The organism is Flavobacterium succinicans, assembly GCF_001662485.1.
Lineage (GTDB): Bacteria > Bacteroidota > Bacteroidia > Flavobacteriales > Flavobacteriaceae > Flavobacterium > Flavobacterium succinicans_A.
In genome coordinates, this window is record NZ_JMTM01000070.1 from 136,835 (window position 1) to 159,034 (window position 22,200).

Annotated in this window: 17 protein-coding genes; 3 read left to right on the top strand and 14 right to left on the bottom strand. The window is 34.7% G+C overall.

What is annotated here, in order from left to right:
- Positions 1 to 39: 39 nt before the first annotated feature.
- Positions 40 to 1,302 (bottom strand): DUF5103 domain-containing protein, encoded by a 1,263-nt coding sequence (locus FLB_RS13155; RefSeq protein ID WP_064716414.1) that lies wholly within the window; start codon positions 1,300 to 1,302, stop codon positions 40 to 42.
- Positions 1,303 to 1,474: 172 nt separating this feature from the next.
- Here FLB_RS13155 and FLB_RS13160 point away from each other — a divergent pair, with 172 nt between their 5' ends.
- Positions 1,475 to 4,288, top strand: a complete 2,814-nt coding sequence (locus tag FLB_RS13160; protein ID WP_064716493.1) for a M16 family metallopeptidase — start codon at positions 1,475 to 1,477, stop codon at positions 4,286 to 4,288.
- Between the two features lie 59 nt (positions 4,289 to 4,347).
- Here FLB_RS13160 and FLB_RS13165 read toward each other — a convergent pair whose 3' ends face one another.
- The 10 genes from FLB_RS13165 to FLB_RS13210 all read right to left on the bottom strand — a co-directional run bounded on the left by FLB_RS13165 (position 4,348) and on the right by FLB_RS13210 (position 18,167).
- The gene (locus tag FLB_RS13165; RefSeq protein ID WP_064716494.1) at positions 4,348 to 7,254 is read right to left on the bottom strand and encodes a DEAD/DEAH box helicase; all 2,907 of its coding nucleotides are present in this window, start codon (positions 7,252 to 7,254) and stop codon (positions 4,348 to 4,350) included.
- 243 nt (positions 7,255 to 7,497) lie between these two features.
- The gene (locus FLB_RS13170) at positions 7,498 to 8,262 is read right to left on the bottom strand and encodes a class I SAM-dependent methyltransferase (protein ID WP_064716415.1); all 765 of its coding nucleotides are present in this window, start codon (positions 8,260 to 8,262) and stop codon (positions 7,498 to 7,500) included.
- A gap of 101 nt (positions 8,263 to 8,363) precedes the next feature.
- Positions 8,364 to 8,873: a hypothetical protein gene (locus tag FLB_RS13175; protein ID WP_064716416.1), complete on the bottom strand. Its 510-nt coding sequence runs from the start codon at positions 8,871 to 8,873 to the stop codon at positions 8,364 to 8,366.
- Positions 8,866 to 10,173, bottom strand: coding sequence for an AAA family ATPase (locus FLB_RS13180; protein WP_064716417.1), 1,308 nt, complete (start codon positions 10,171 to 10,173; stop codon positions 8,866 to 8,868). The genes FLB_RS13175 and FLB_RS13180 overlap by 8 nt, the downstream gene beginning before the upstream one ends.
- Positions 10,174 to 10,245: 72 nt before the next feature.
- Positions 10,246 to 11,064 carry a type I methionyl aminopeptidase gene (map, locus tag FLB_RS13185; protein ID WP_064716418.1) on the bottom strand — a complete coding sequence of 273 codons (819 nt, stop codon included), beginning with the start codon at positions 11,062 to 11,064 and terminating at the stop codon, positions 10,246 to 10,248.
- 1,189 nt (positions 11,065 to 12,253) lie between these two features.
- The gene (locus tag FLB_RS13190; RefSeq protein WP_064716419.1) at positions 12,254 to 13,657 is read right to left on the bottom strand and encodes a TolC family protein; all 1,404 of its coding nucleotides are present in this window, start codon (positions 13,655 to 13,657) and stop codon (positions 12,254 to 12,256) included.
- Entirely contained in the window at positions 13,657 to 15,012 is a 1,356-nt protein-coding gene (locus tag FLB_RS13195; RefSeq protein ID WP_064716420.1) for an HlyD family secretion protein, read from the bottom strand. The genes FLB_RS13190 and FLB_RS13195 overlap by 1 nt, the downstream gene beginning before the upstream one ends.
- 4 nt (positions 15,013 to 15,016) lie before the next feature.
- Positions 15,017 to 16,675 carry a peptidase domain-containing ABC transporter gene (locus tag FLB_RS13200; RefSeq protein ID WP_064716421.1) on the bottom strand — a complete coding sequence of 553 codons (1,659 nt, stop codon included), beginning with the start codon at positions 16,673 to 16,675 and terminating at the stop codon, positions 15,017 to 15,019.
- Complete coding sequence (locus FLB_RS13205) at positions 16,675 to 17,352, bottom strand: TetR/AcrR family transcriptional regulator (RefSeq protein WP_064716422.1); 678 nt, start codon at positions 17,350 to 17,352, stop codon at positions 16,675 to 16,677. Before FLB_RS13205 ends, FLB_RS13200 begins: the two co-directional genes overlap by 1 nt.
- A 173-nt stretch (positions 17,353 to 17,525) precedes the next feature.
- Positions 17,526 to 18,167 carry a leucine-rich repeat domain-containing protein gene (locus FLB_RS13210; RefSeq protein ID WP_064716423.1) on the bottom strand — a complete coding sequence of 214 codons (642 nt, stop codon included), beginning with the start codon at positions 18,165 to 18,167 and terminating at the stop codon, positions 17,526 to 17,528.
- Between the two features lie 221 nt (positions 18,168 to 18,388).
- Between FLB_RS13210 and FLB_RS14175 the strand changes: the two genes are divergently transcribed.
- Complete coding sequence (locus tag FLB_RS14175; protein ID WP_082923297.1) at positions 18,389 to 18,787, top strand: twin-arginine translocase TatA/TatE family subunit; 399 nt, start codon at positions 18,389 to 18,391, stop codon at positions 18,785 to 18,787.
- Positions 18,787 to 19,356 (top strand): phosphatase PAP2 family protein, encoded by a 570-nt coding sequence (locus FLB_RS13220; RefSeq protein ID WP_064716424.1) that lies wholly within the window; start codon positions 18,787 to 18,789, stop codon positions 19,354 to 19,356. Before FLB_RS14175 ends, FLB_RS13220 begins: the two co-directional genes overlap by 1 nt.
- 175 nt (positions 19,357 to 19,531) lie before the next feature.
- On the opposite strand, the gene FLB_RS13225 is transcribed toward FLB_RS13220, so the two are convergent.
- Genes FLB_RS13225 through FLB_RS13235 form a run of 3 tightly spaced genes read right to left on the bottom strand, consistent with a single transcriptional unit; the run spans position 19,532 to position 22,189 of the window.
- Positions 19,532 to 20,173, bottom strand: coding sequence for an O-methyltransferase (locus FLB_RS13225; RefSeq protein WP_064716425.1), 642 nt, complete (start codon positions 20,171 to 20,173; stop codon positions 19,532 to 19,534).
- 57 nt (positions 20,174 to 20,230) lie between these two features.
- Positions 20,231 to 20,782, bottom strand: a complete 552-nt coding sequence (locus tag FLB_RS13230; protein ID WP_064716426.1) for a hypothetical protein — start codon at positions 20,780 to 20,782, stop codon at positions 20,231 to 20,233.
- A gap of 6 nt (positions 20,783 to 20,788) precedes the next feature.
- Positions 20,789 to 22,189: a hypothetical protein gene (locus FLB_RS13235; RefSeq protein WP_064716427.1), complete on the bottom strand. Its 1,401-nt coding sequence runs from the start codon at positions 22,187 to 22,189 to the stop codon at positions 20,789 to 20,791.
- Between the last annotated feature and the right edge of the window lie 11 nt (positions 22,190 to 22,200).

Sequence of the window (22,200 nt, forward strand, 5' to 3'; positions counted from 1 at the left end):
CAAAATTACAAAAAAATGTATTGATTTTTAATTTTTTATTTAATTGGTAATGTTAATTGAATTCAATGTGACAAAACCAATTACGCGATCATATCTTTGTGTGTTTTCTCTGTAATATACGATTACTTCATATTCATTTTCAGTTTGATAGAAATTACCATCGATACTGTTTTCGGGATCTAAATTTCCTTTAGCGTCAGCAACAACATATTGATAATTGGTAAAACCTTGTTTGATGAGCAGGGCTTTTTCGTAAAGGTTTTTTTTCTGATTGTATTCCATTTTGTTTTCGGGAGTAAGCGCATAATTGTTGAACATACCCGTGATGTAAATGTCTTTGTCTACTCGAAAGCTTGGGGCAGAGAGACTAAAATAAATCCACGCGTAATCGGCTTCGATTTTTTGATTGGTGGCATTCAAGTTTCGAACTACAAAGTTTCCGTTGGCATCAAGTGTAAAACTATAGGGAAAGTTCGCTCTGGCTTCGTCTGTAAATAAAAAACCGTTATAAATACCGCCACTCGAACTTATTCTGGAAACATTGTTCGAGGCATTTCTGATTTCTTTATTGTCAAAAAAACGAAATTCATTGCCGGCCCAAAATTGTGTTTCAGTATCGTATTTGTAAATTAATTCGTTGCCAATGGTGTATTGCGGAGCAATGTTTTTGATTCCCGTGTTGAATTGACGATTTTGTAAAAGAAGCACCTTGACATTTTGTAATGGATTTTGAAAAGTAAGGCTCTTAGACGTTATGGAAAAATCTAGGTTTTGTTTGCTTTCAATGGTGCTCAAGTTTCTACCTCTCTTGATTTGCAAGCGTACTGACGCTAGGTCTTCGTAAATAATAAATTTCCTTGAAAAAACAACTTCTCTATCTTCATTTAATATTTTGATCATATAATTGCCACTCAAAGCCAATTGTGTAAACTGATTGGGTATGCTTAATTGGTAATGTGAGTACAATTGCAAACAGTTAAAGGAATTAGAGTAATTAATAATTCTTTGGTTGTCAAGGCCTTTAAGGTATTCTTGTTTGGGAATATCTGAAGGCACCCAGTTGTAGTCACAATGAATAATTTCGTAGTAATAATTGGCTTCATTCCCAAATAAATCATCAAAATTAAGCTCGAATGCTTCCCCCAATTTAAAGACCGGAATTACATTTTGGCCATTGTCCATAAAGGAAATAGTCTTAATGTTGTAAGGTGGGATTATTTCTTGAAGGTTTTGAGCTTCAATGATTTCTATAGATAAAAAGCCAAGTACTCCCAAGAAGATTTTAAATAAACGGTACCGCATTTTTGATTATTTTGTAGTGTAAATATACTAAACCGCTTTATTTATCGTGTTTTTTTGTAGTTAAATTGAGGATATTATTTTTTTAGAAGTAATTTCTGTTAATTTTTTTATAATAAAGATTTCGATTTGTAGTTAAATCTATAGTTTTATGCTATCAACAAAACATATTTTTATGAAAAAATTCAACCAATTTGCACTAGGGATAATGTTGTTTCCTGTAGCAATATTAGCCCAAACTATGGATTATGGACAGGCTATTCCATTTGATCCTAATGTCAAAACCGGTAAACTCGATAATGGGTTAACCTACTACATTAAAAAGAATGCCAAACCAGAAAAGAAAGTAGACCTTAGATTGGTCGTAAACGCAGGTTCTATTTTGGAAGACGATGACCAACAAGGTTTGGCTCACTTTATGGAGCATATGTGTTTTAACGGCACAAAACGTTTTCCGAAGAATCAATTAGTAGATTATTTACAAAGTATTGGAGTTAAATTTGGTCAGCATCTTAATGCTTACACTAGCTTTGACGAAACCGTTTATTTTCTTCCGATTCCTTCTGATAATCCAGAAAAATTAGAGAAAGGATTCCAAATTTTAGAGGATTGGGCATTCAATACCGTATTGACACCTGAGGAAATTGATAAAGAACGAGGTGTAGTTCTGGAAGAATATCGTTTAGGATTAGGGGCTCAAAAAAGAATGATGGGGCGTTATCTTCCTAAAATGATGTACAATTCTAAATACGCCAATCGATTGCCAATTGGTCAAAAAGAGATTTTAGAAAAATTCAAATACGAAACCTTAACTCGTTTCTATAAAGATTGGTACCGTCCCAATTTGATGAGCGTTATTGTGGTTGGTGATATTGATGTAGCCGAAATGGAAAAGAAAATTAAAGAACATTTCTCAGCTTATAAAAACCCAGCCAACGAAAAAGTGAGAAACGTTTTTGAAGTACCCAATCACAAGGAAACTTTTGTTGCGGTAGAAAGTGATAAAGAAGCTTCGAATACTCAGGTGCAGTTGGTCTACAAAGATTATGATGCACCAAAGAAGATTACAACAATTGGAGATTTTAGAAGTTATCTTGTAGAAGGCTTGTTTACCACTTTATTGAACAATCGTCTTGAGGAATTGACTAATTCTGCTACACCGCCCTTTACTTTTGGATATTCCTATTATGGAGGGACGTATGCTAGAACTAAAAAGGCCTATCAGTCTGTTGCCATGATGGCTGAAGACAAGCAATTAAGCGCTTTGAAAGTGTTGGTGACCGAAAATGAAAGAGCCAGAAAATTTGGTTTTACTTCAGGTGAATTGGATAGAGCCAAAGCCGATTTCTTAGCACAAATTGAAAAGAATTACAACGACAGAACTAAAACAGATTCCGAGAATTTTGTAGAAGAAATGCAATTGAATTTCCTTGAGCAAGAACCTCTACCTGGAATAGAATGGACTTTTGAAACCATGAAAAAAATATTGCCAACGATTGCTTTGGCAGATGTAAATGGGTTTATCAAAAATTATATCAAAGAAGATAATCGCGTGGTTGTTTTTACTGGACCACAAAAAGATAACTTGAAAAAAGTTACGGAACAAGAAGTGTTAGAAACGCTAAAAGTAAATGAAGCAGATTTGAAACCTTATGAAGATAAGGCGGTGGCGACGAGTTTACTTAGAAAAGAGGCAAAAGCAGGAACTATAGTAAAAAGAGAAGCCAATGCTACTTTAGGTACTAAAACGTTAGTCTTGTCTAATGGTGTAAAAGTAGTATACAAAACGACCGATTTCAAAAACGACGAAGTGCTTTTTGAAGCTGTAAGTTTAGGAGGAAGCAATTTGTACTCGAATGAAGTAATGAAAAAAGTACAATTTGCCAACGGAGCACTTGCCGAAGCAGGATTTTCAGGATTGAAATTGAATGACATCAACAAATTCATGACAGGAAAAATTGCACGTGTCAATCCATACATTGGTCAAACAACAGAAGGACTTAGAGGAAATACTACCCCAAAAGATTTAGAATATTTGTTCCAAATGGTGCATGCTTATTTTACTGATTTGAATTTTGATCCAGAAGCATTTGAAGGCTTTAAACAAAAACAAGCTAGTTTCTTCAAAAACATGGCTTCACAACCACAATATTATTTCCAACAAGAGTTTTACACCTATTTGAATAAAGAAAACCCAAGATTTAACGGAATCATGCCAACAGATAAATCGTGGGCCGAAACGGATTATAAGTTAGCGTATGACAAATACAAAGAGCGTTTTGCTAATGCCGCCGATTTTGAATTTTTCTTCGTTGGAAATGTAGACGATAAAACTATCGAAGCTTTTGCTACCAAGTACTTAGCTTCTTTGCCTACAACAGCAGCCAAAGAAAAAACAGTAGACTTAGGTTACCGTATGCTAAAAGGCGATTTGAAGAAAGTGGTGAACAAAGGAACCGATCCTAAAAGTAATGTGAATATTATGTTCTATGGAGAGGCAAAATATTCTCCAAAAGAAGCTTTAGCGATAGAAGCTTTAGGGGAAGTATTGACTATTAAATTGATTGAGCAATTGCGTGAATCTGAAAGCGGGGTATATGGGGTTTCAGCTCGTGGTAGTATGAACAAAGTGCCTTACGGATCTTATAATTTTACTATTAATTTTCCTTGTGGTCCTGATAATGCAGAGAAGCTTACAGCATCGGCATTGAACGAGTTACAAAAGATTATTACCAATGGTCCAGAGGAAAAAGATGTAGCCAAATACAAAGAAGGAGAATTGGCCGATTATAGAAAAGACAGTAAAGAAAACCGTTTTTGGTTGACTAATTTCACTAGATCTTTCCTGTATGGAAGCAATCCTGAAAACGCCTTGAAATACGAAGCCGAAGTGAATGCTATCACTGCAAAAGACATTCAAGAAGTGGCTAAAAAGTATTTAACCAAAGACAAAGTAATTGGGATGTTGATGCCTGAAAGCAAATCATAAATCACAAAAGAGAACACAAAACCTAAAACCTGCTATTTCTATGAAGTAGCAGGTTTTTTTTAGGTTAAAATAAAATCTAAATTTTCTTCAAGTTCTGGGCTGATGTGCTGTTCATCAAGCAACGCATCTGAAAGCAGTTTTTTGTTTTCCTGCAAACGAATGATTTTTTCCTCCACCGTATTTTTAGTAATGAATCGGACTACATTTACTTTGTTCAACTGTCCAATGCGATGGGCACGACCAATACCTTGCTTTTCGGCAAAGGGATTCCACCAAGGGTCCAAAAACAAAACATAAGACGCTTTGGTAATATTGAGCCCCACGCCACCCGCTTTTAAGGAAATAAAAAACAATTTTGAGCGCTCTTGCTCTTGAAATTTCTGAACTTGATACGCACGTTCTTTTTGAGGCGTAGCGCCTGTGAGTTCACAATAATCAATGTTGTTTTCGAGGCTCCATTTTTTATAAAACTCCAAATTCGATACAAACGAACTGAATACTATCGTTTTTTGATTGGATTGCACCAAGGTTTCCAAATAACGGGTCACTGCCATATATTTTCCCGAATCCATTTCAGAGTTGGCATCGACCATTTTTGGGTGATTGCTCAATTGTCTCAAACGCATCAAGGTATTGATAATATTGATTTTATCAATGCCAGAACCATCGGTTTTTAAAAGTGCGTTTCTCGCTTTCGACTTTTCTTCTTCGTATAATTTCTCTTGTTCGGGTTCCATCTCGCAATAGAAGACTTGCTCCGAGAGTTCGGGTAAGTCTTTTAAAACTTGCTCTTTGGTACGTCTTAAAATAAAAGGACTCACTAAGGTTTTGAGTTCTGCGAGACTGTTTTCGTCTTGTTTTTTCTCAATCGGAAATTTGTAATGCTCAGCAAAAAAAGCATAACTCCCCAAAATATTTGGATTGATAAATTGCATTTGCGACCACAAATCGTCTAATGAATTTTCAATAGGCGTGCCGCTTAACGAGATTTTATGAGTGGTTTGCAGTTGATTAATGGCTTTAAAGATTTTCGAATTTTTGTTTTTGATATAATGACTTTCGTCCAAAATCAAATAGCGAAATTGGTATTTTTCTAAAATCGAAAGGTCTCTCGACACTACGGCATAGCTGGTAAAGATCAAGTCGTATTTTTCTAATTTTTTAGATAGTAATTTTCGGTCTTGACCTACATACTGAATTCTTCGAAAATGCGGCGTAAATTTTCTAGCTTCATTGTACCAATTGAACACCAAAGAGGAGGGAAGCACAATCAACGCTTTTAAGTATTCTTTGGCTACAGGAATTTCGTTGCCAAACAAATCGAGCTGAATGTTTTCGGCTTTTTCAACCTCTAGTTGTTCTTGTACCGCAACCAGCGTGGATAAGGTTTGCAACGTTTTCCCCAGTCCCATATCATCGGCCAAGCAAGCGCCTAGACCGTTGTTGTAGTGTTCCAAAAGCCATTGCACACCTTCTATTTGATACGGTCGCAAGGTGGCTTTAACCAAAGGCGAAGGTTGGTATTGAACAGATTCCTTCACGTGCAAGGCCTGTTTCAACTGCGGAATGTCTTCAAAAACCGCAAAATTACTTTTGAGCACCGCAAGAATTCCATTTTTGATTTTAGCCAATTTTGCCATCGCACTGTAGCGCGTCATCCATTCTGATGGAATCAAAAAGTAATTTCCGTTGGGCAAGGCAAACAGACGATTTTTGTTTTTGATATTCGGAATTAACTCGCTGAAATTAAATTCAAAATCATCACAAACCACCGTCATTTTGATGTCAAACCAGTCATTTTGAATGGTGTTGGAGAATGCAATCGTTACGGTATTGCTATCGATTTTCTTCCCGTCTATTTTTAAATTTTCTAATGAAAAACCTAAAGATGCTAGTTTTTCTTTATTTTCGATAGCCCACTGAATACTAGCATACGGATCTAGATTCGTTACATTTTGCTTAAGCTCAAATAAATTATTATCGTTTTTATTCAAACCTAAATCCAATAAGGCTTGGTTGTAATTATTTTCAGCTTCGGTTCGTTTGTATTGTACCAATTGGATGTTGTTCAAATCCTTTAAGTCAATTTCTGAATGGCTATTTTTGGGTATAGTAGCATCAAACACATAGCCATCATAATCAAATAAAAGCCCAATAAAATAGCTGTTTTTGAAAAAATCATGAACTAGCTGTAGTGTACAATTTTGTATGGTTTCGCGAGTAATGACTTCAAATCCTGTAGCCGTAATGTCTACTTTTTTGGCTATGTCTTTGATGAACTTTTCAAAATAATCGGGCACTAATTTCGAGGGGATTTCCACCACTTTTTTGGTCAAAAAAGGTGTAATTTTTTTCGAATTAATGTTTTTTAGTTGATACAATTTATGATGTGCAACAACCCAAGCGGGATCGTCTAATAAGAGTGCGATTTTAGTATTCGAGGGGTAAAACGTAGTATCAGTATCTTTCAGTTGTAAGGTGTACGAAATCCCATTGTCGTGTTTGTCAAAATGCAATTCGGTTCCCAAACCTGGATTTTGAGTGGTGATACGGCTTAAACGAAAATCTTTTTCTTTCCCCAAGTTCAGCGAAAGAGGGAAATCGTTCTCTTTTACTAACGTATAAAATTGCGCTAAGCTTGTTTTTATAAACTGTTCAATACCCCATTTTAGTTTTTCATCCTTCAGTAAATCTTCAATTTTTTTAGCCGATTTGCTTTTAGTTCGGTATTTCTTAAACAGGGCTTCAGGTTGGAGTACTTCACAAAGCGACACTATTTTTTGTGTAGCAGTATTTAAGTTCTCAAGCGTTATCCCCATACTTTGAAGAACATCAGGACTTGCTTTTTTCTCTAAATATGTGATAGTATCCTTATGCCTAGCTACATAGGAAGTAGGGATATAGTAATTGAGTCTCGCTTCAAAACTAAGATCAAAGCAAAACTGGAAATGATTTTCGGGTTCCAAATACAATTATTTATAAGATTGTTTTTGATTATTTTAAATACAAATTTGCTTCGCCTTATCAAATCACAGATAGCATCTGTTAATAGGTAAAGATTTGTTTAATCTGTGTCCAAAAATTTAACCGCAAGGGGCACAAAGTTTTACGCAAATCACACAAAGTTTTTTTAATGCTATCTAGCACTTATTTAAATCTGTGAACATCTGTGTAATCTGTGTCAAATTACTAATTGGAAAAAATCGTTTTTATTTAAAACAAACTGGGATAATTTCGCCTTTGGCCAAACAGTATTTTTCTACCAATTCAGGAGCAATTTTGCGGGTATAATCCTCTTCAATTACCGTAAAACCAATGCTTCTTAATTTGTCAAAATAGTCACGCCCATAAATGCGCACGTGGTCGTATTGTCCAAATATTTTGGCACGTTCTTTTTGGTCGGTAATCGAGTCATCGGCAAAGGTCACTTCACGATTTAAGTCCTGTGGAATCTGTAAAATGGCCATTCCGCCAGGTTTCAACACGCGGTACAATTCCTGCATCGCTTTGGTGTCGTCTGGGATATGTTCCAAAACGTGGTTGCACAAAATCACATCGTATTGATTGTCTTCAAAAGGCAAATTACAAATATCTGCTTTTACATCTGCCAAAGGCGAAAACAAATCGGTAGTGGTGTAATCCAAGTTTTTTTGTTGACGGAACAATTTGTAAAAAGCTTGTTCAGGAGCAAAATGCAAAACTTTTTTGGGTGCTGTAAAAAAGTCCGTTTGTTCGTTGAGGTACAACCACAACAAGCGGTGTCTTTCTAGCGAAAGCGTACTTGGAGAAAGCACGTTGTTGCGTTGCGTTTCGTATCCGTAGGGCAACATCGATTTAAAGCTTTTGCCATCAATAGGGTCCGTATATTTGTCCCCTTTTAAGGTAAAAGCAATGATGGGTCGCGCCACATAACTCAAACGAATTAATAATGGACGCGGAATGGTATTGAGTACGGTTTTGAAAAGTTTTTTCATAGTTGTTACACTAAGATTCACAAAGAAACCGCAGAGATTCACAAAAAATTAGAAATCTTTAGCGGTGTTTATGAATCGTTTAATATTATTTCTTTTAAATTTTAAACACCAATTTTATTAGTGTTAACATAATCTTCAATAAACATTCTTTCATTTAAAATATCTATTTCAAATATATGTCCATATTTTTCTCTTAGAAAAGTTTTTAATGTTTTGAAATCATTTAAATCGGTTGACTTACTAGAGCTAAACACAATTAATAGATTGATCTTATCTTTGTGAAATTCAATTTTTTGAATATTATTTTTTATGTAGAGGTCTAAAATGGAATTTATTGACTGAAATCCTTTTGAAACAATTTGAGCCATAATTTTTTGCCAATTATGAGTGGGATTGTAAACTCTTTCGTCTTTAAATTCAATAAGATAATAGTTTTCTTTATTGTGTTCTAAAGCGTCTACGGTTGAATTGTTTGGATGTATTTTGTCAAAATCGAAACATCTTTTGTTACAATTTACAAGAATGTTTCTACCCGTTGTATTTAAGCTTAATTTTGATATGGTTTTACGATTAAGATTTTGATCAAGAATCGTTTGTATACTATTATTCATTCTCTTCTATTTTCCTTAGTTTATAAGAAGCTTCAGATACAGAAGAATATATTTCACTTAAATAATTATTGACATCAATAATTTTTGACGACAATCCATCTTCATTTTTCTTGGCAAAATAAAAATTAGTCGAATCTTCATATTTGTGTTTTTTAGAATAAGCTTCTATTGCCTCAATGAAATAAGGGCTATGAGAAGTTAGTACTATTGGAATTGCAAATTCTTTAGAAAGTCTTACTAAAATTTCAGCGTATTTTACTTGCCAAGTCGGGTGTAAATGTACTTCAGGCTCATCAATAATTAATAAGGAATTCGAATTTAAAATTCCTTTTTGTAATAGCAATTGTATGATTCCAAAACTTTTTATTCCAGTAGCTACATTGTTTAAATCAAATTCAACTTCCTGTTTTTTAAAGATTAGTTGGTTTTTTGAGTTAAATCCAAATGAGCCGTTTATAATTTCAGAAATTATAAGGTTTAATTTTTCCGAATCAATGCTTGTGTTTGAAAAAATATCTTGTTCTTTTTTCGGCTCAAAAATTTTATTATTTAGGTATTGATTTTTATCACGAAGTATACTGTTAAAGCGTATGAAAATTCTATCTTCTAAATTTATTGGAGATTCGATAAAGAATACTTCATTGTAATAAAAATTTGACAAAGCATCAAAACCTTCAAAAGAAAAATGTTCATCAAAGGTTATTTTTTTTTCTTTGATTCCTTCAATAGTAATAAAAGAATTTCCTTTGTTAAATTTGTTTTTGAATTGATTTCCAAATTCATTCTCAAAGAAGGATTCTAATTCAAAATGTAATACTTCATTTGAATCAATCGAAATTGAAAGGCGATTGGTTATATCATTGATAAAGGTTCCCAATTGAATTTTTATTGACACATTCGAATAATCTGTATATAAATCATTTATATCGTTCAGTTCAGATAAAATAATTTTTATGGATTCTGTATCTTCAATGTTTATTCTAAAACTATATTTGCTAAATACAGAGTCATCGTTTTCTAAATAAGTTGAAATGAATTTTTTTTGTATTTCTTCATCTTTATCTTCAAATGCTTTTGTTCTCAACAATAAGTTTCGAATATCTCGAATTCTATTTCTGATAAATTCACTTTTAGAGGAATTAAATCTATCTTCATCTATGTTTACTCCTCTAATTAATGCATACAAAACCTTACCAACAGTACTTTTTCCAGAATCGTTTTGACCTGCAATTAAAGTAATTCCATCAATATTAATATCGGCTTCTTCAATTATTCCAATATTTTGAAGTTTTAGTCTCATTGTATACTATTTTTTATAAAAGTAGTTGTTTTTATTATTAGTGTGAAATTTTAATCTTTGTGAAAACTCTATTTACACAACCAAAGGCACTTTTCTAAACTCTTCTTCTTCGTCGCTTTCAATGCCAAGTGCTTTGTAAATGTATTTGAAAGTCGATAAAATTTCAGGTTTTCCGTCAATAATGGCCACATCGTGTTCAAAGTGAGCACTTGGTTTTCCATCGGCAGTAGTGATGGTCCAGCCGTCTTTGTGTTGTTTGATGTTTTTGGTTCCCATATTGATCATCGGTTCGATGGCCACCACCATACCTTCTACAAAAAGTTTACCGCGACCTCTTTTGCCGTAGTTTGGCATTTCGGGGTCTTCGTGCATTTTCTGTCCTACACCATGACCTACCAATTCACGAACCACGCCATAACCGTGGGCTTCGGTATATTTCTGAATCGCATTTCCTACATCTTCCACGCGATTTCCTAATCGAAATTCACGAATTCCAACATATAATGATTCTTTGGTAACTTGTAATAATTTTTTCGTTTCAGGTGCTACTTCGCCAATCTCAAACGAGTAGGCGTGGTCACCGTGAAATCCGTTTTTGAAAGCCCCGCAATCCACCGAAATAACATCCCCACTTTCTAGCGGTTTGTTGTTCGGGATGCCGTGCACGACCTGAGAGTTTGGGCTCATACACAACGAATTCGGAAAACCATACAATCCCAAGAAACTCGGTACTGCACCGTGGTCGCGAATGAATGCTTCGGCCAATTTGTCTAAATATAAAGTAGTCACTCCTTCTTTAATCTCGGAGGCAATCATTCCTAACGTTTTGGAAACAATCAAGGCACTTTCGCGCATCAATTCAATTTCTTCTCTTGATTTTACAATAATCATAGCAGCTAAATTTTCAGTGGGCAAAAGTACGACTTTTAAAATAATTGTATCGCTTCTTTTTTACGGAAGCACAACAATTTCCACCAAAAAAGTAAGGAGCGAAACAATCGGCATTTTCAGGCAGCAAGTTTCCCGCTTTCCGCTACAATCTTTTTTTCTACCTAAAATAAGGTAGAAAAAAAGGATTTCCACTGCAATCGGGGCTAAAGAACCAACAATAGTGCTTTTTTAAGGTTAAGCGTTAATTGTTTAATCGGTTAATTGATGTAACTGCTGCTTTAGTCTTTGCGTCCCTTCGTAAACCCTTGCAACCTTTGCGGTTAAACTTAGCCACGGATTACACAGATTTAACGGATTTTTACTCAACCTTATATGTTCTTCAATTTCTTATATGGTTCAAAAACACCCACAATTTTAACCAAAACTTCTATGGTTTATATGTTTAAAAGTAAGTTGCTTTAGTCTTTGCGCTCCTTGCGTAAACCCTTGCGCCCTTTGCGGTTAAGTTTAGCCACGGATTACACAGATTTAACGGATTTTTACTCAACCTTATATGTTCTTCAATTTCTTATATGGTTCAAAAAACACCCACAATTTTAACCAAAACTTCTATGGTTTATATGTTTAAAAGTAAGTTGCTTTAGTCTTTGCGCTCCTTGGGTAAACCCTTGCGAACTTTGCGGTTAAATTTAGCCACGGATTACACAGATTTAACGGATTTTTACTCAATCTTATATGTTCTTCAATTTCTTATATGGTTCAAAAAACACCCACAATTTTAACCAAAACTTCTATGGTTTATATGTTTAAAAGTAAGTTGCTTTAGTCTTTGCGCTCCTTGGGTAAACCCTTGCGAACTTTGCGGTTAAATTTAGCCACGGATTACACAGATTTAACGGATTTTTACTCAATCTTATATGTTCTTCAATTTCTTATATGGTTCAAAAAACACCCACACTTTTACTCCAAAACTTTTATGGTTTATATGTTTAAAAAATAAGTCACTTTAGTCTTTGCGCTCCTTGCGTAAACCCTTGCGAACTTTGCGGTTAAACTTAGCCACGGATTACACAGATTTAACGGATTTTTACTCAACCTTATATGTTCTTCAATTTCTTATATGGTTCAAAAAACACCCACACTTTTACTCCAAAACTTCTATGGCTTATATGTTTTAAACCCCAAAAAATCAATCAGGATTCGCCATAATCTTAAACAACTCCGAATTAGAAATCAAAAATCGATTCTCCAAAGCAATCGCCGCCAGTTGAGCCGAAACCAAATTGTTCTCACGCGTGTTAATCAAGAACAACGAACTTTCTCCAAACGAGAATAATCTTTCCTCAGATTGCAGCATTGTTTCATTATTTTTAACCAAGCCCTCAATCAAATTGCGTTGTTTGGTAAGCGAAGTGATTTCTGTTTTTTGAGCCGTAATTTTGTTGGTCAATTGTACTCTTTCTAAGCTCAAAGCATATTGTGTTTCTTGTACTTTAAATTGTGCCAATTTCAATCCTCCTCGTTCTTTTCTCAAAAACAAAGGAAAGGCAAAATTCACTCCAATCTTATAGTCATTAAATTGATAATTATCGATATAACTGGGTTCCGATAGATACGAATAACTCAAATCGATTTTAGGCAATAAGGCATTCGCTTTCAGTTTTCGGTCTACATTGAGCATATCTATTTTGCGTTCCAACGCATTGATTTTTGGATGGTTTGTTATCGAAAAATCTTGATTTTGTAAATCATTCGTGCGTAAGGTTTCCTGAATCGTAGTGGCCAATTTATTTTCTGGAATCAACGCATCCGAAAGTTCCAGCGGAATACTGTTGTCTAACCACAAATAGTTGGAAAGCTCCAATTTGGCTTTAGCTAATTTCAATTCAGAATCCTCTAGACTTAGCGTTCTGTTTTTTACAATGATACCGGCCTCTATACTGTCAATCGCGGGTTTGTCTCCTTGTTTAATTAAGGTTTCGATGCCTTTGAAACGAATGTCAGCATTTTTTTGATAGACTTTGTATAATTGAACTTCATCATAGTTTCTTTTCCAATTGAAATACGCTACCGAAGCATCATACAAAACCGCAATGGCTTCAAGTTTTCTTTCGGCTTGGCTCAATTGTACTTGCATTTTGGCCTTGCGAACATCCGCCATTCGTTGATTAATCAAAAGACCTTGTCCCAACGGCACACTAATCCCGAAAGAGGTTAATCCTTGATTCGGAAGCGTATTTTGTGGGTTTAAGTAAATCCCTTCACTGTTATCAAAACCCGCTTTAACTTCAATACCATACCAAGTGGGGATTTTAAAACTACTATTCAAAATAGAATAATACTCTTTATCCTTGAACTGCTTTTTATCAAAATCGACTTCTATTTTTGGATCAAATCCACCTCTTGCCATCATCAAATTGGCTTGTGCACGCGTGATTTCTAAATCGGCATTTTTTACTAAAGGATGGTATTTTTTTACATAACCCAAAAACTCATTATAGCTGAATTCATTGCCGCTAGAAGGTATTATAGCGGAATTTTGAGCTTGTAAAAAAGTACCATATAGTAAGAAAACAATCAGGAACTGTTTCATTATTTTTTTGCATTAATAGGTTTGTCTTTTTTTGTTGTTTTGTAATAATCAGGCGGGAATCCGTTGAGGGTTCTCCAGATTTCAAACCAAACAGGAACGGTGTTTAACAACGCAATAGTTTCTGCGCCAGAGCCTACTCTAAGTTGTTTAGGCCAAGGAGCTTCGTTTGGGTCGGGGGCAATCAATACTCTGAATTTTCCGTTTTCGCTAATGAAATTTTCGATAGCTACGATTTGACCTCCAAAAGTTCCATAAGACATATCTGGCCATCCAGAGAATACAATAGTTGGCCATCCATCAAACCAAACTCTTATTTTTTCTCCTTTTTTAATTAATGGTAAGTCCACGGGATTCACAAAAGTTTCTACCGCAATATCATATTTTGCTGGCATAATGGTAGCTATTGGAGTACCTTCTTTGATGGTTTCACCAATACCTGCTTGAATCGCACGGTTGATGTAACCACTTTGCACCGCTTTGATGTAATACATACCATTTCGGATGCTGTAATTGGCGTATTGGTTTTCTAATTTGTTTACTTGTGCCTCAGTGTCAAACTGATTGCTCAATGCGGTAAATTGGTCGCTTTGTGCCTTAGAAACCTTTTCTCCATATTCTGCATTTATTCTGCCTAATTCAACTTTCGCATTGATAAACTCATTTTTACTGGTCAAAAGTTTGTTTTCTTGGGTAATGATTTTAGCCTCAACTTCTTGTTGTTTTAGCCTTTTTTCCTCCACATCAGTTAGGGGTTTTAAGCCTTCTTTATTTAATTGTAACGCACGATTAAATTGTGTGTTGGCGATTTTGAGTTGGGTTTTTACTGCTTCTAAATCTGTAGAGTCGCTTTTTATTTTCAACAAACCTTGTTTGATTTTATTTTGGGCTTGTTCTAATTTGAGTTTTCTTTCGTTTTCTATATTTTGTATTTGAGAAGAAAGGGTGGTTACTTTTGAGCCATAGGATTGCAAAGCCTGTTTTTTGGCATTGACTTGATTTTTGGTATTGGCAACCAAATTCGGGTCCATATAATCTTCTTTAATCTCTGAGATGAACATGATAGTGTCTCCTTTCTCGACATAATCCCCTTCTTGTACGTACCATTTTTCTATTCGTCCAGAAATCACACTTTGAATAGATTGCGGCCTTTGGTTTGGTTTTAGCGTAGTTACGGCTCCAGAGCCCGAAATGTTTTGTGTCCAAGGTAAAAATAGTGCGATAACCGCCAAAATCGAAACTGTCCAAATGATTCGGTTTAATATTTTATAATGCGGTCTATTACTTAAATTCTTAACGGTTTTATAGCGTTGTAAGGATTCTAAGCTGGTTTTGTTGCCTTCTGAAATATTCAACATAATGTTATTTTTTTATATCTGAAATGATTTGACCTTTTTCCATAGTGAGGAATCTGTTGCATTTTGTCTTCCAATATGGATTTTTGGATGAAACTATTATCGTCCATTTATTTATATCCGATGTAATGAAATCAATGATTTCATTAGCTACTTTTTCGTCCATAGCGTCGGTTGGATCTTCATAAAACAATACTTTTGGTTTGTTGATAATACTTCTTGCCAACAATATTTTTTGTGCGTTTGAGGATGATAACTGTTGTCCCTCAGGGAAAATTTGTGTTTCTAGTCCTTTTGGCAATGACTTGATGTATGCCGTAAGTTGTACTCCATCCAAAGCCCATTTCAAATCTTCATCGGAACAATCGGGGTTGTTGAAGATAATGTTGTCTAAAATAGTGCCTTCAAAGGGGGTTTCACTATGAATAATATTCCCAATTTGAGAGCGGTATTGCTTGAGATTTATTTTTTTGAAAGTATTGTCATTAATGTATAAATCTCCTTCCGTTGGATGCAATAATCCAGATAAAATTCGTGTCAAAGTGGTTTTTCCTGATCCGTTTTTTCCTTCGATAAAAGCACGTTCCCCTTGATCTATTTTCAAATTAATATCATTTAATATCTTCTTTGCTGTCCCAGGAAATTGAATCCCTAAGCCTTCTGCATTAAGTGTAATCGCATGATAACATTTGTCCGCTTCGTAGTTGGTATCCTCTTCCATCGTTAAATCGGTAACTAAGCCAATTTTTTCTACGGCAGTCAATACATCATAAAGGGTTTCTAGACCTAAAATAATCTTTTCTACAGAATTGATTACTAATAAAATAATGATTTCTGCGGCAACAAACTGACCAATGTTCATTTCCTGAGAGATTACCAAATACCCTCCAATTGAAAGTAAACTAGCGGTAATAATGATTTTAAAAACAATCAAATGACTAAATTGTCTTTTTAAAACATTAAAAAGGGATTCTCTGTAATTGAGGTATTCACTGGCGAATTTGTCATTTTTTTGCAAGGCAAAATCGTAGTTGCGTTCTTTTCTAAAACTATAATTGTTACGAGCCATTTCTTGCAACCAGCCAGCAACTTTGTACTTATATTTAGAAACCTTTAAACTGTTTTCAAGTCCAATGAAGTATGAAAATTTAAAAATTAAAAAAAGTAATACCAAAAGCAAAAAGCCCAACATGATAAAATAGGGGTGGTAAAACGAGAGCAAAATGATCCCAAACAAAATTTGTAATAAAGCGGCCGAAAAATCGATTAACAATTTTGAAGTCCCTTTTTGAATGGTCATCGTGTCAAAGAAACGATTGGCTAATTCTGGCGGGTAAGTATCGTACAGTTCTTCGAATTTTATTCTAGGAATTCGAGCGGCAAATTCAAATGACGAACGAACAAATATTTTCTGCTGTAGGTTTTCGGTAATTCGAAGTTGCATTAGTGATAATATTCCAACCAAGGCCACACCAATAACCACAAAAACCACAAGTACTATCCAAGAAACGGTCACTCTTCCCGATTGAATAAAATTGATAATGGCCTGAATGCCCAAAGGAAGTGACAAACTCACTAAACCAGCAAAAATGGCGTAAAATATAATTTGGTAGACATCTTTTTTGTCTAGTAGCAATAATTTGTAATAGCGTTGTAATGGTGTCATTATTTTTGTTTTAAAAGAGTCGTTATTAAATGCGTATAGAAATCAGATGGGCTCGTCTCCGAGTTGCAATCGGTGATGGTCTTTAGGTGATTCATCAAAAAGTGTTGATGTGATGCTCCTTCCATTATCGATGAAATTAGGCTTTTAGCAAAAGGATAATTAGGATTGACCTCTGCAACCATTTGAACAATTCTATTAATCACTCGCTTGTAAATCAAAAAGAAACCTTCTTTGTTTTCTTCATCAACATCCTTGGTATGCAGGGTTTTGGTAAACTCCTGAATGATGATTTTGTTCAAGATACTTTCGTTAATGTGGGTGGTGGTGGTGTCGTCTTCTACTTTTTCGGTAACGATTTGTATAGCTTTAACTAGCTTATCAAGGGGGTTGGAAATGTTATTGGTAGAAAAAACTAAACGATATTCCATCCAGCTCCAATACCACGAAGATAAATACACTAATAATTTGTGCTTGTTTTCAAAATAGCGGTAAATAGAACTTTCGTTTGAACCTATTAACTCGCCCAGTTTTTTGAAGGTAAATTCTTCAAAGCCAACTTCGTTGATCAATAAAATGCTATGTTCTATGATTTTTTTTCCTAAAGTAGAGGTTTCTGGATCTTTTACGTAGATTTTGCTGTTTACTTGAATTTTTAGGTTGTTTAAAATGCTATCCATTTGTGATTGCTATATTGCTTTAGATTTGTTTTGTAAATCAAAGTTGGAAAGTGCCGTTGTAGACAAACCAACCAATTGAATTGTTGTCTGTAATTTGAGTGCTTTGCACAAGAGTTAGTTGATTTATGGCTAACAAAACCAGAAATAATTATTTTTCATCCCAAAAGGTTTCTTTAAAAATTAACTCTAAATCCAAAATTCATATTTTCTTGAGGATTCATAGGTATTGGGACAGCATTGTTTTTGATGTCGAGTTGTTCTAGATGTTTTAGTCCTCTTACTTCTTTTGGGAATTCTTTGAAACGATTTTGATTTAAATACAATTGCGCTAAATTTTTCAGTAAAGTAATCTCACCAGGCAAACGATCTAGATTATTGTTCTCCAAATGCAGCATCGTTAGGTTTGGGAGTTTTGCAAGCGCTTCAATAGATTTGGGCAAATTGATGTTTTTAAATTCATTTAGGTAGACTTCCTCTAGGCTTTCGATGGCGCTAATTTCATCCGGAACTTTATTAAAGTCATTCCCGCTTAACTCCAATACCTTTAATTTTTTTAAATTTGCAATCCCCTTAGGTAATGTTTTAAGATGGTCATTGCTTAGATTCAGGTATTCCAAGTTTTTGAATTTGCCCCAAACAGGAGAATCTAAATTCAACGTTTGATTGCTCAAGTTTAATCGATATACTTTTTCAGGATTTTTAATTGCTTGCTCCCAATTAGTATATGTTTTTTTTGTTTGAAGGGAATCTTGTTGTCCCCAACTTAATTGTAATCCAAGTACAAAAACCAAAACGAACCGAGCTAGTGCTTTCATAGTAACTATTTATTTAATGAGTAACTTAATTACAAAAAAGTTATTTTGTTTACAAAAGTAATAGTAATGCTTTTAATTTAATGTATTTTAACTTTTTATTAGGTTTTGCTTACTGTTTAGGCTTTTTATCAATTGCCATAGGTTTCTTTTTTTATGAAATATTTGAAAAGCAACTGTATTAAAATTAATATATTTGTCGCAACAAAAAAAAAATCAACCTTATGTTTGGAATAGGCGGAGGAGAGCTAATTTTTATCATGTTTATCGTTTTGATGCTTTTCGGTTCGGATAAAGTGCCAGAAATAGCGCGTACAATGGGAAAAGCCATGGCACAGCTAAAACATGCCACGAACGATATTAAAAATGAAATTCAAAAAGGAGCTGAGGCCAACGGATTGGACCAAAAAACCTTATCCGATTTAACCGGAGGAATCAATTCCGAAATAGATAAAGCCAAACAAAATATTTTAGGAGATTCTACCAATTCAATTAGTAGTTTTGCTACTAATTTCACTTCCGAAATTAGCAATGCAGCAAACGTGGTAGAAGGAAAACCTTCTGCAACACCAACAACCGAAGAAAGCAACGAAATCGAAGGACCTATAAAAAGACAAATGTAATGTTAGACAAGCTAGAAGCATTAGACATTAAGTGGTTTGTTTTTTTAAATGGGTTAGGATCTGAGACCTACGATGGTTTGTGGTTGTTCATCACCAAACAAGTCAATTGGACTCCCTTATTTTTGTTGCTTTTATACATCATTTATAAAAAAGTTGGAACCAAGCAAACCCTTTTTTTGTTGCTCTTTGTTGCTCTTTTGATTGCTTTTACAGATCAAACCACCAATTTGGTCAAAAATACCGTGCAGCGTTTGCGACCCTGTAATAATACTGATATTAATACCATAATTCGAGTGGTGCAGTCCAGAAGCTCTTTTAGTTTTTTCTCAGGTCACGCGGCCAATTCTATGGCGGTGGCGACTTTCTTGTTTTTGGTGTTGCGAAAAAAGTTTCAGTATTTCGGGCTACTCTTCTTATGGCCTTTGATTTTTGCCTATAGCCGAATTTATCTAGGCTTGCATTATCCAATAGACATTCTTGCAGGATATTTTTGCGGATTTACCTTTGGTTTTTTAACCTATAAAGGGTATCAAATCCTTCAAAAAAAGTACTTTCCGATTACTAATTAGGAGCATTATCCAGCTGTACATTACAATCTTTTGGTTTGAAACTGTTTTTTTCTAAGACCAAAAAAGAGCTTCTTCCAGTCGCTTTTTTTAGTCAAGAAAAAATACCGTTCAATCCAAAAGGATTTTCATTCCCATCTGGGCTAGGAATCGTATTTGATAAGAAAAGTATAAGGCTTTAAAGCACTCTGCTCACCGTCAATCCATCTCGAATCGGAAGTAAAACGGTTTCCACTCTTGGGTCATTAGCTAGGAGTTTGTTGTATTCCAATAAAACTTTGGTGCTCAAATCATTTTTTTGTAATGGCTCCACAACTTTACCGCTCCACAAAACATTGTCTGATAAAATAATACCGCCTTTGTTCATTTTGGGAACAATAAGTTCAAAATAGTTCAAGTAGTTTTCCTTATCGGCATCAATAAAAACCAAGTCAAATGTCAAATCAATTGTTGGAATAATATCAGTTCCTTCTCCTAAATGCTGCACAATTTGATGGCCCCAAGCCGATTTGTCAAAATGTTTTCGCTGAAAATCAACCAATTCTTCTTTGATGTCAATGGTGTGTAGTTGTCCATGTTCTTGCATACCTTCGCACAAACATAAAGCCGAGTAGCCGGTGTAAGTTCCAATTTCAAGAATATTCTTTGGACGAATCAGTTTAGAAAGCATACTCAAAACTCTTCCCTGAAAATGGCCACTTAGCATTCTTGGCAATAAAATTTTTTGGTAGGTTTCTTTATTCAAGGCCGCTAAATTTGCGGGTTCTTTTTCGGAATGTTGCTCAATGTAGTCTTCTAAATCTTGAGATAAAAAATGCATTCGAAGTGTTTTTTTGTTCTAGTGCAAAGGTATTAATTCACTAGCTATTTCGATTCCTTATTTGTAAAACAAATCAAATTTAACCTCAATCTGATTTTTTACTTTTATCAAACCTCCCATTTTTACAGGGGGTACTAGTCCTATGTCGGAAAAGTTAAGGGCAATAGCTCCTTGTAGTTTGCTATTGTCTTTGGTTAAAATAAAATCTTTGTATCTCAAAGTTTTATTGGTAATCAAAAAGTTGAGATTGCATTTGTAATGGTTGCCATAAGCTTTGATGTCAGAGATATTGACAAAGCTTGAAGGGAATTCAGTAGTTTTTACTGTAGCTTGTAAATCTTTAGTCATGATTCTGTTGCCACAGTCAAATTTGACCATCGGAATTTCTGCTTTAATGCAATTCTTATTATCAACATTGAGAACGATTGTGTCTTTTTTTATAAAAGTCGTACTGCATTTGTATTTACCTACTGTAGATAAACCAGTAATATTGATCTCGATTTTGTTGATGATAAGGTTGGATTCAGAGGAATGACAATTGGGTGAAGCACTTCCCAATATATAGAGAAGTGCAATACCCAAAAATCCTATTATTAATTTGTTATTCATGTTGTATTAGAAAGTAATAACGGCTTCAAATAGTAATCCTTTGAATTTACCTTGGTATAAATCATTTGGATTTCCATTGGCTTCAAATTGGCTAAACCCTTTATAGTTTTGGTTTACATAGGCCAATTTTGATAAAATGTTTTTAGTCATAAACCAACCAGCAGAAGCTTCAAAACGGTTGATAGTGATTTTATCTGTGTTCGCATTGTCTAATTTACCAGAAACAGTATTGTATCTTCCGCCAAGATAGAATTGTTCTGTTTTGCCAAAACGATATACAACATCTCCGGCAAATTGATTCACAGTGCGGGTTTCATCCATTCCTTTTTTGTTCCCACCAGAAGCTATTTCAATGGTTCCAAAAAATTCTAATCCTTGGTATTTGATAAAAGGATTGAACATTACTGCAGTTAACCAATTTCCAAAATTTGGGTTAAAACGACCAGTAGTGTGATTGGCTTGAAGGTCGGCAGTTTGATTATTGGTAACATTTGTTGTTCCGTTTTTGTAGGCTGCATGAGTCATCACACCATAGTAGCGGCTACCTGCTCTCTCAGAAGAATATAAGTTTCCGCTGGTGTTTGCACAGTGATATAGGGATCCTGTTAAACGCACTCTAAGATCGTCGCTTAATTGTTTGTCATATCCTAGTTTAGCTAAAATTGTTGGGCTAATTGTGGTGTTTTGGTCTGGTAAAGCTGTTGTTGTTGTTCCTGGAACAAATTCTGATACGTTCTGATTCAATTTAGAATTAGTCACTCCAATCATACTTACTAAACCATTTCTGTTATAGTACACTTCTATTCCAGGCTCTGTGGTAAAGGAATCCATGATATTACTTTCTATAAATGGATTCATCATTGCATTACCATTATCAGATCTTCTAAAGTGGGCATCACCATAGTTGTTCTCCATTTGTCCAATTTTGATTGTAGCATATTTCATGAAGTCTTTCAAGAAGTCTTTTTGAATAAAATCTAATTTATCAATTTGCAAATAGCCTCCTTTTACCCATGTTTCGTTGTGGTGTCTTGCTGCTAAATACAAATCTAAGTTAACACGAACACCATCATACAATTGTGCACCAATAGTCATGTTTGCTGTTGGAAGGTTCAAGTTATTCCCCAAATTGTTTAGTCTGTAATCAGTGATTGCAGCTCCAGATGGACTGGTAAATGAGGTTCCTTGGTGACCGTTGAAGGAATTAATTGCTTGAAATTGTAAAGCAAAAGCAGCTCCAATATCTATGCTTAAACCTTTGAATGCAACAGAGTCTTTTTTTACATCAAATTGATTGATACCTGTTTTGTCTCTTGGGATTAAGTTTTGTATTTGACCAAATCGGTCTTGCGCTTGCGCAGCAGTTAGGCTTAATAAAGCGGCTGCTAAAAAATAAATTACTCTCATTTTTGTTAGTT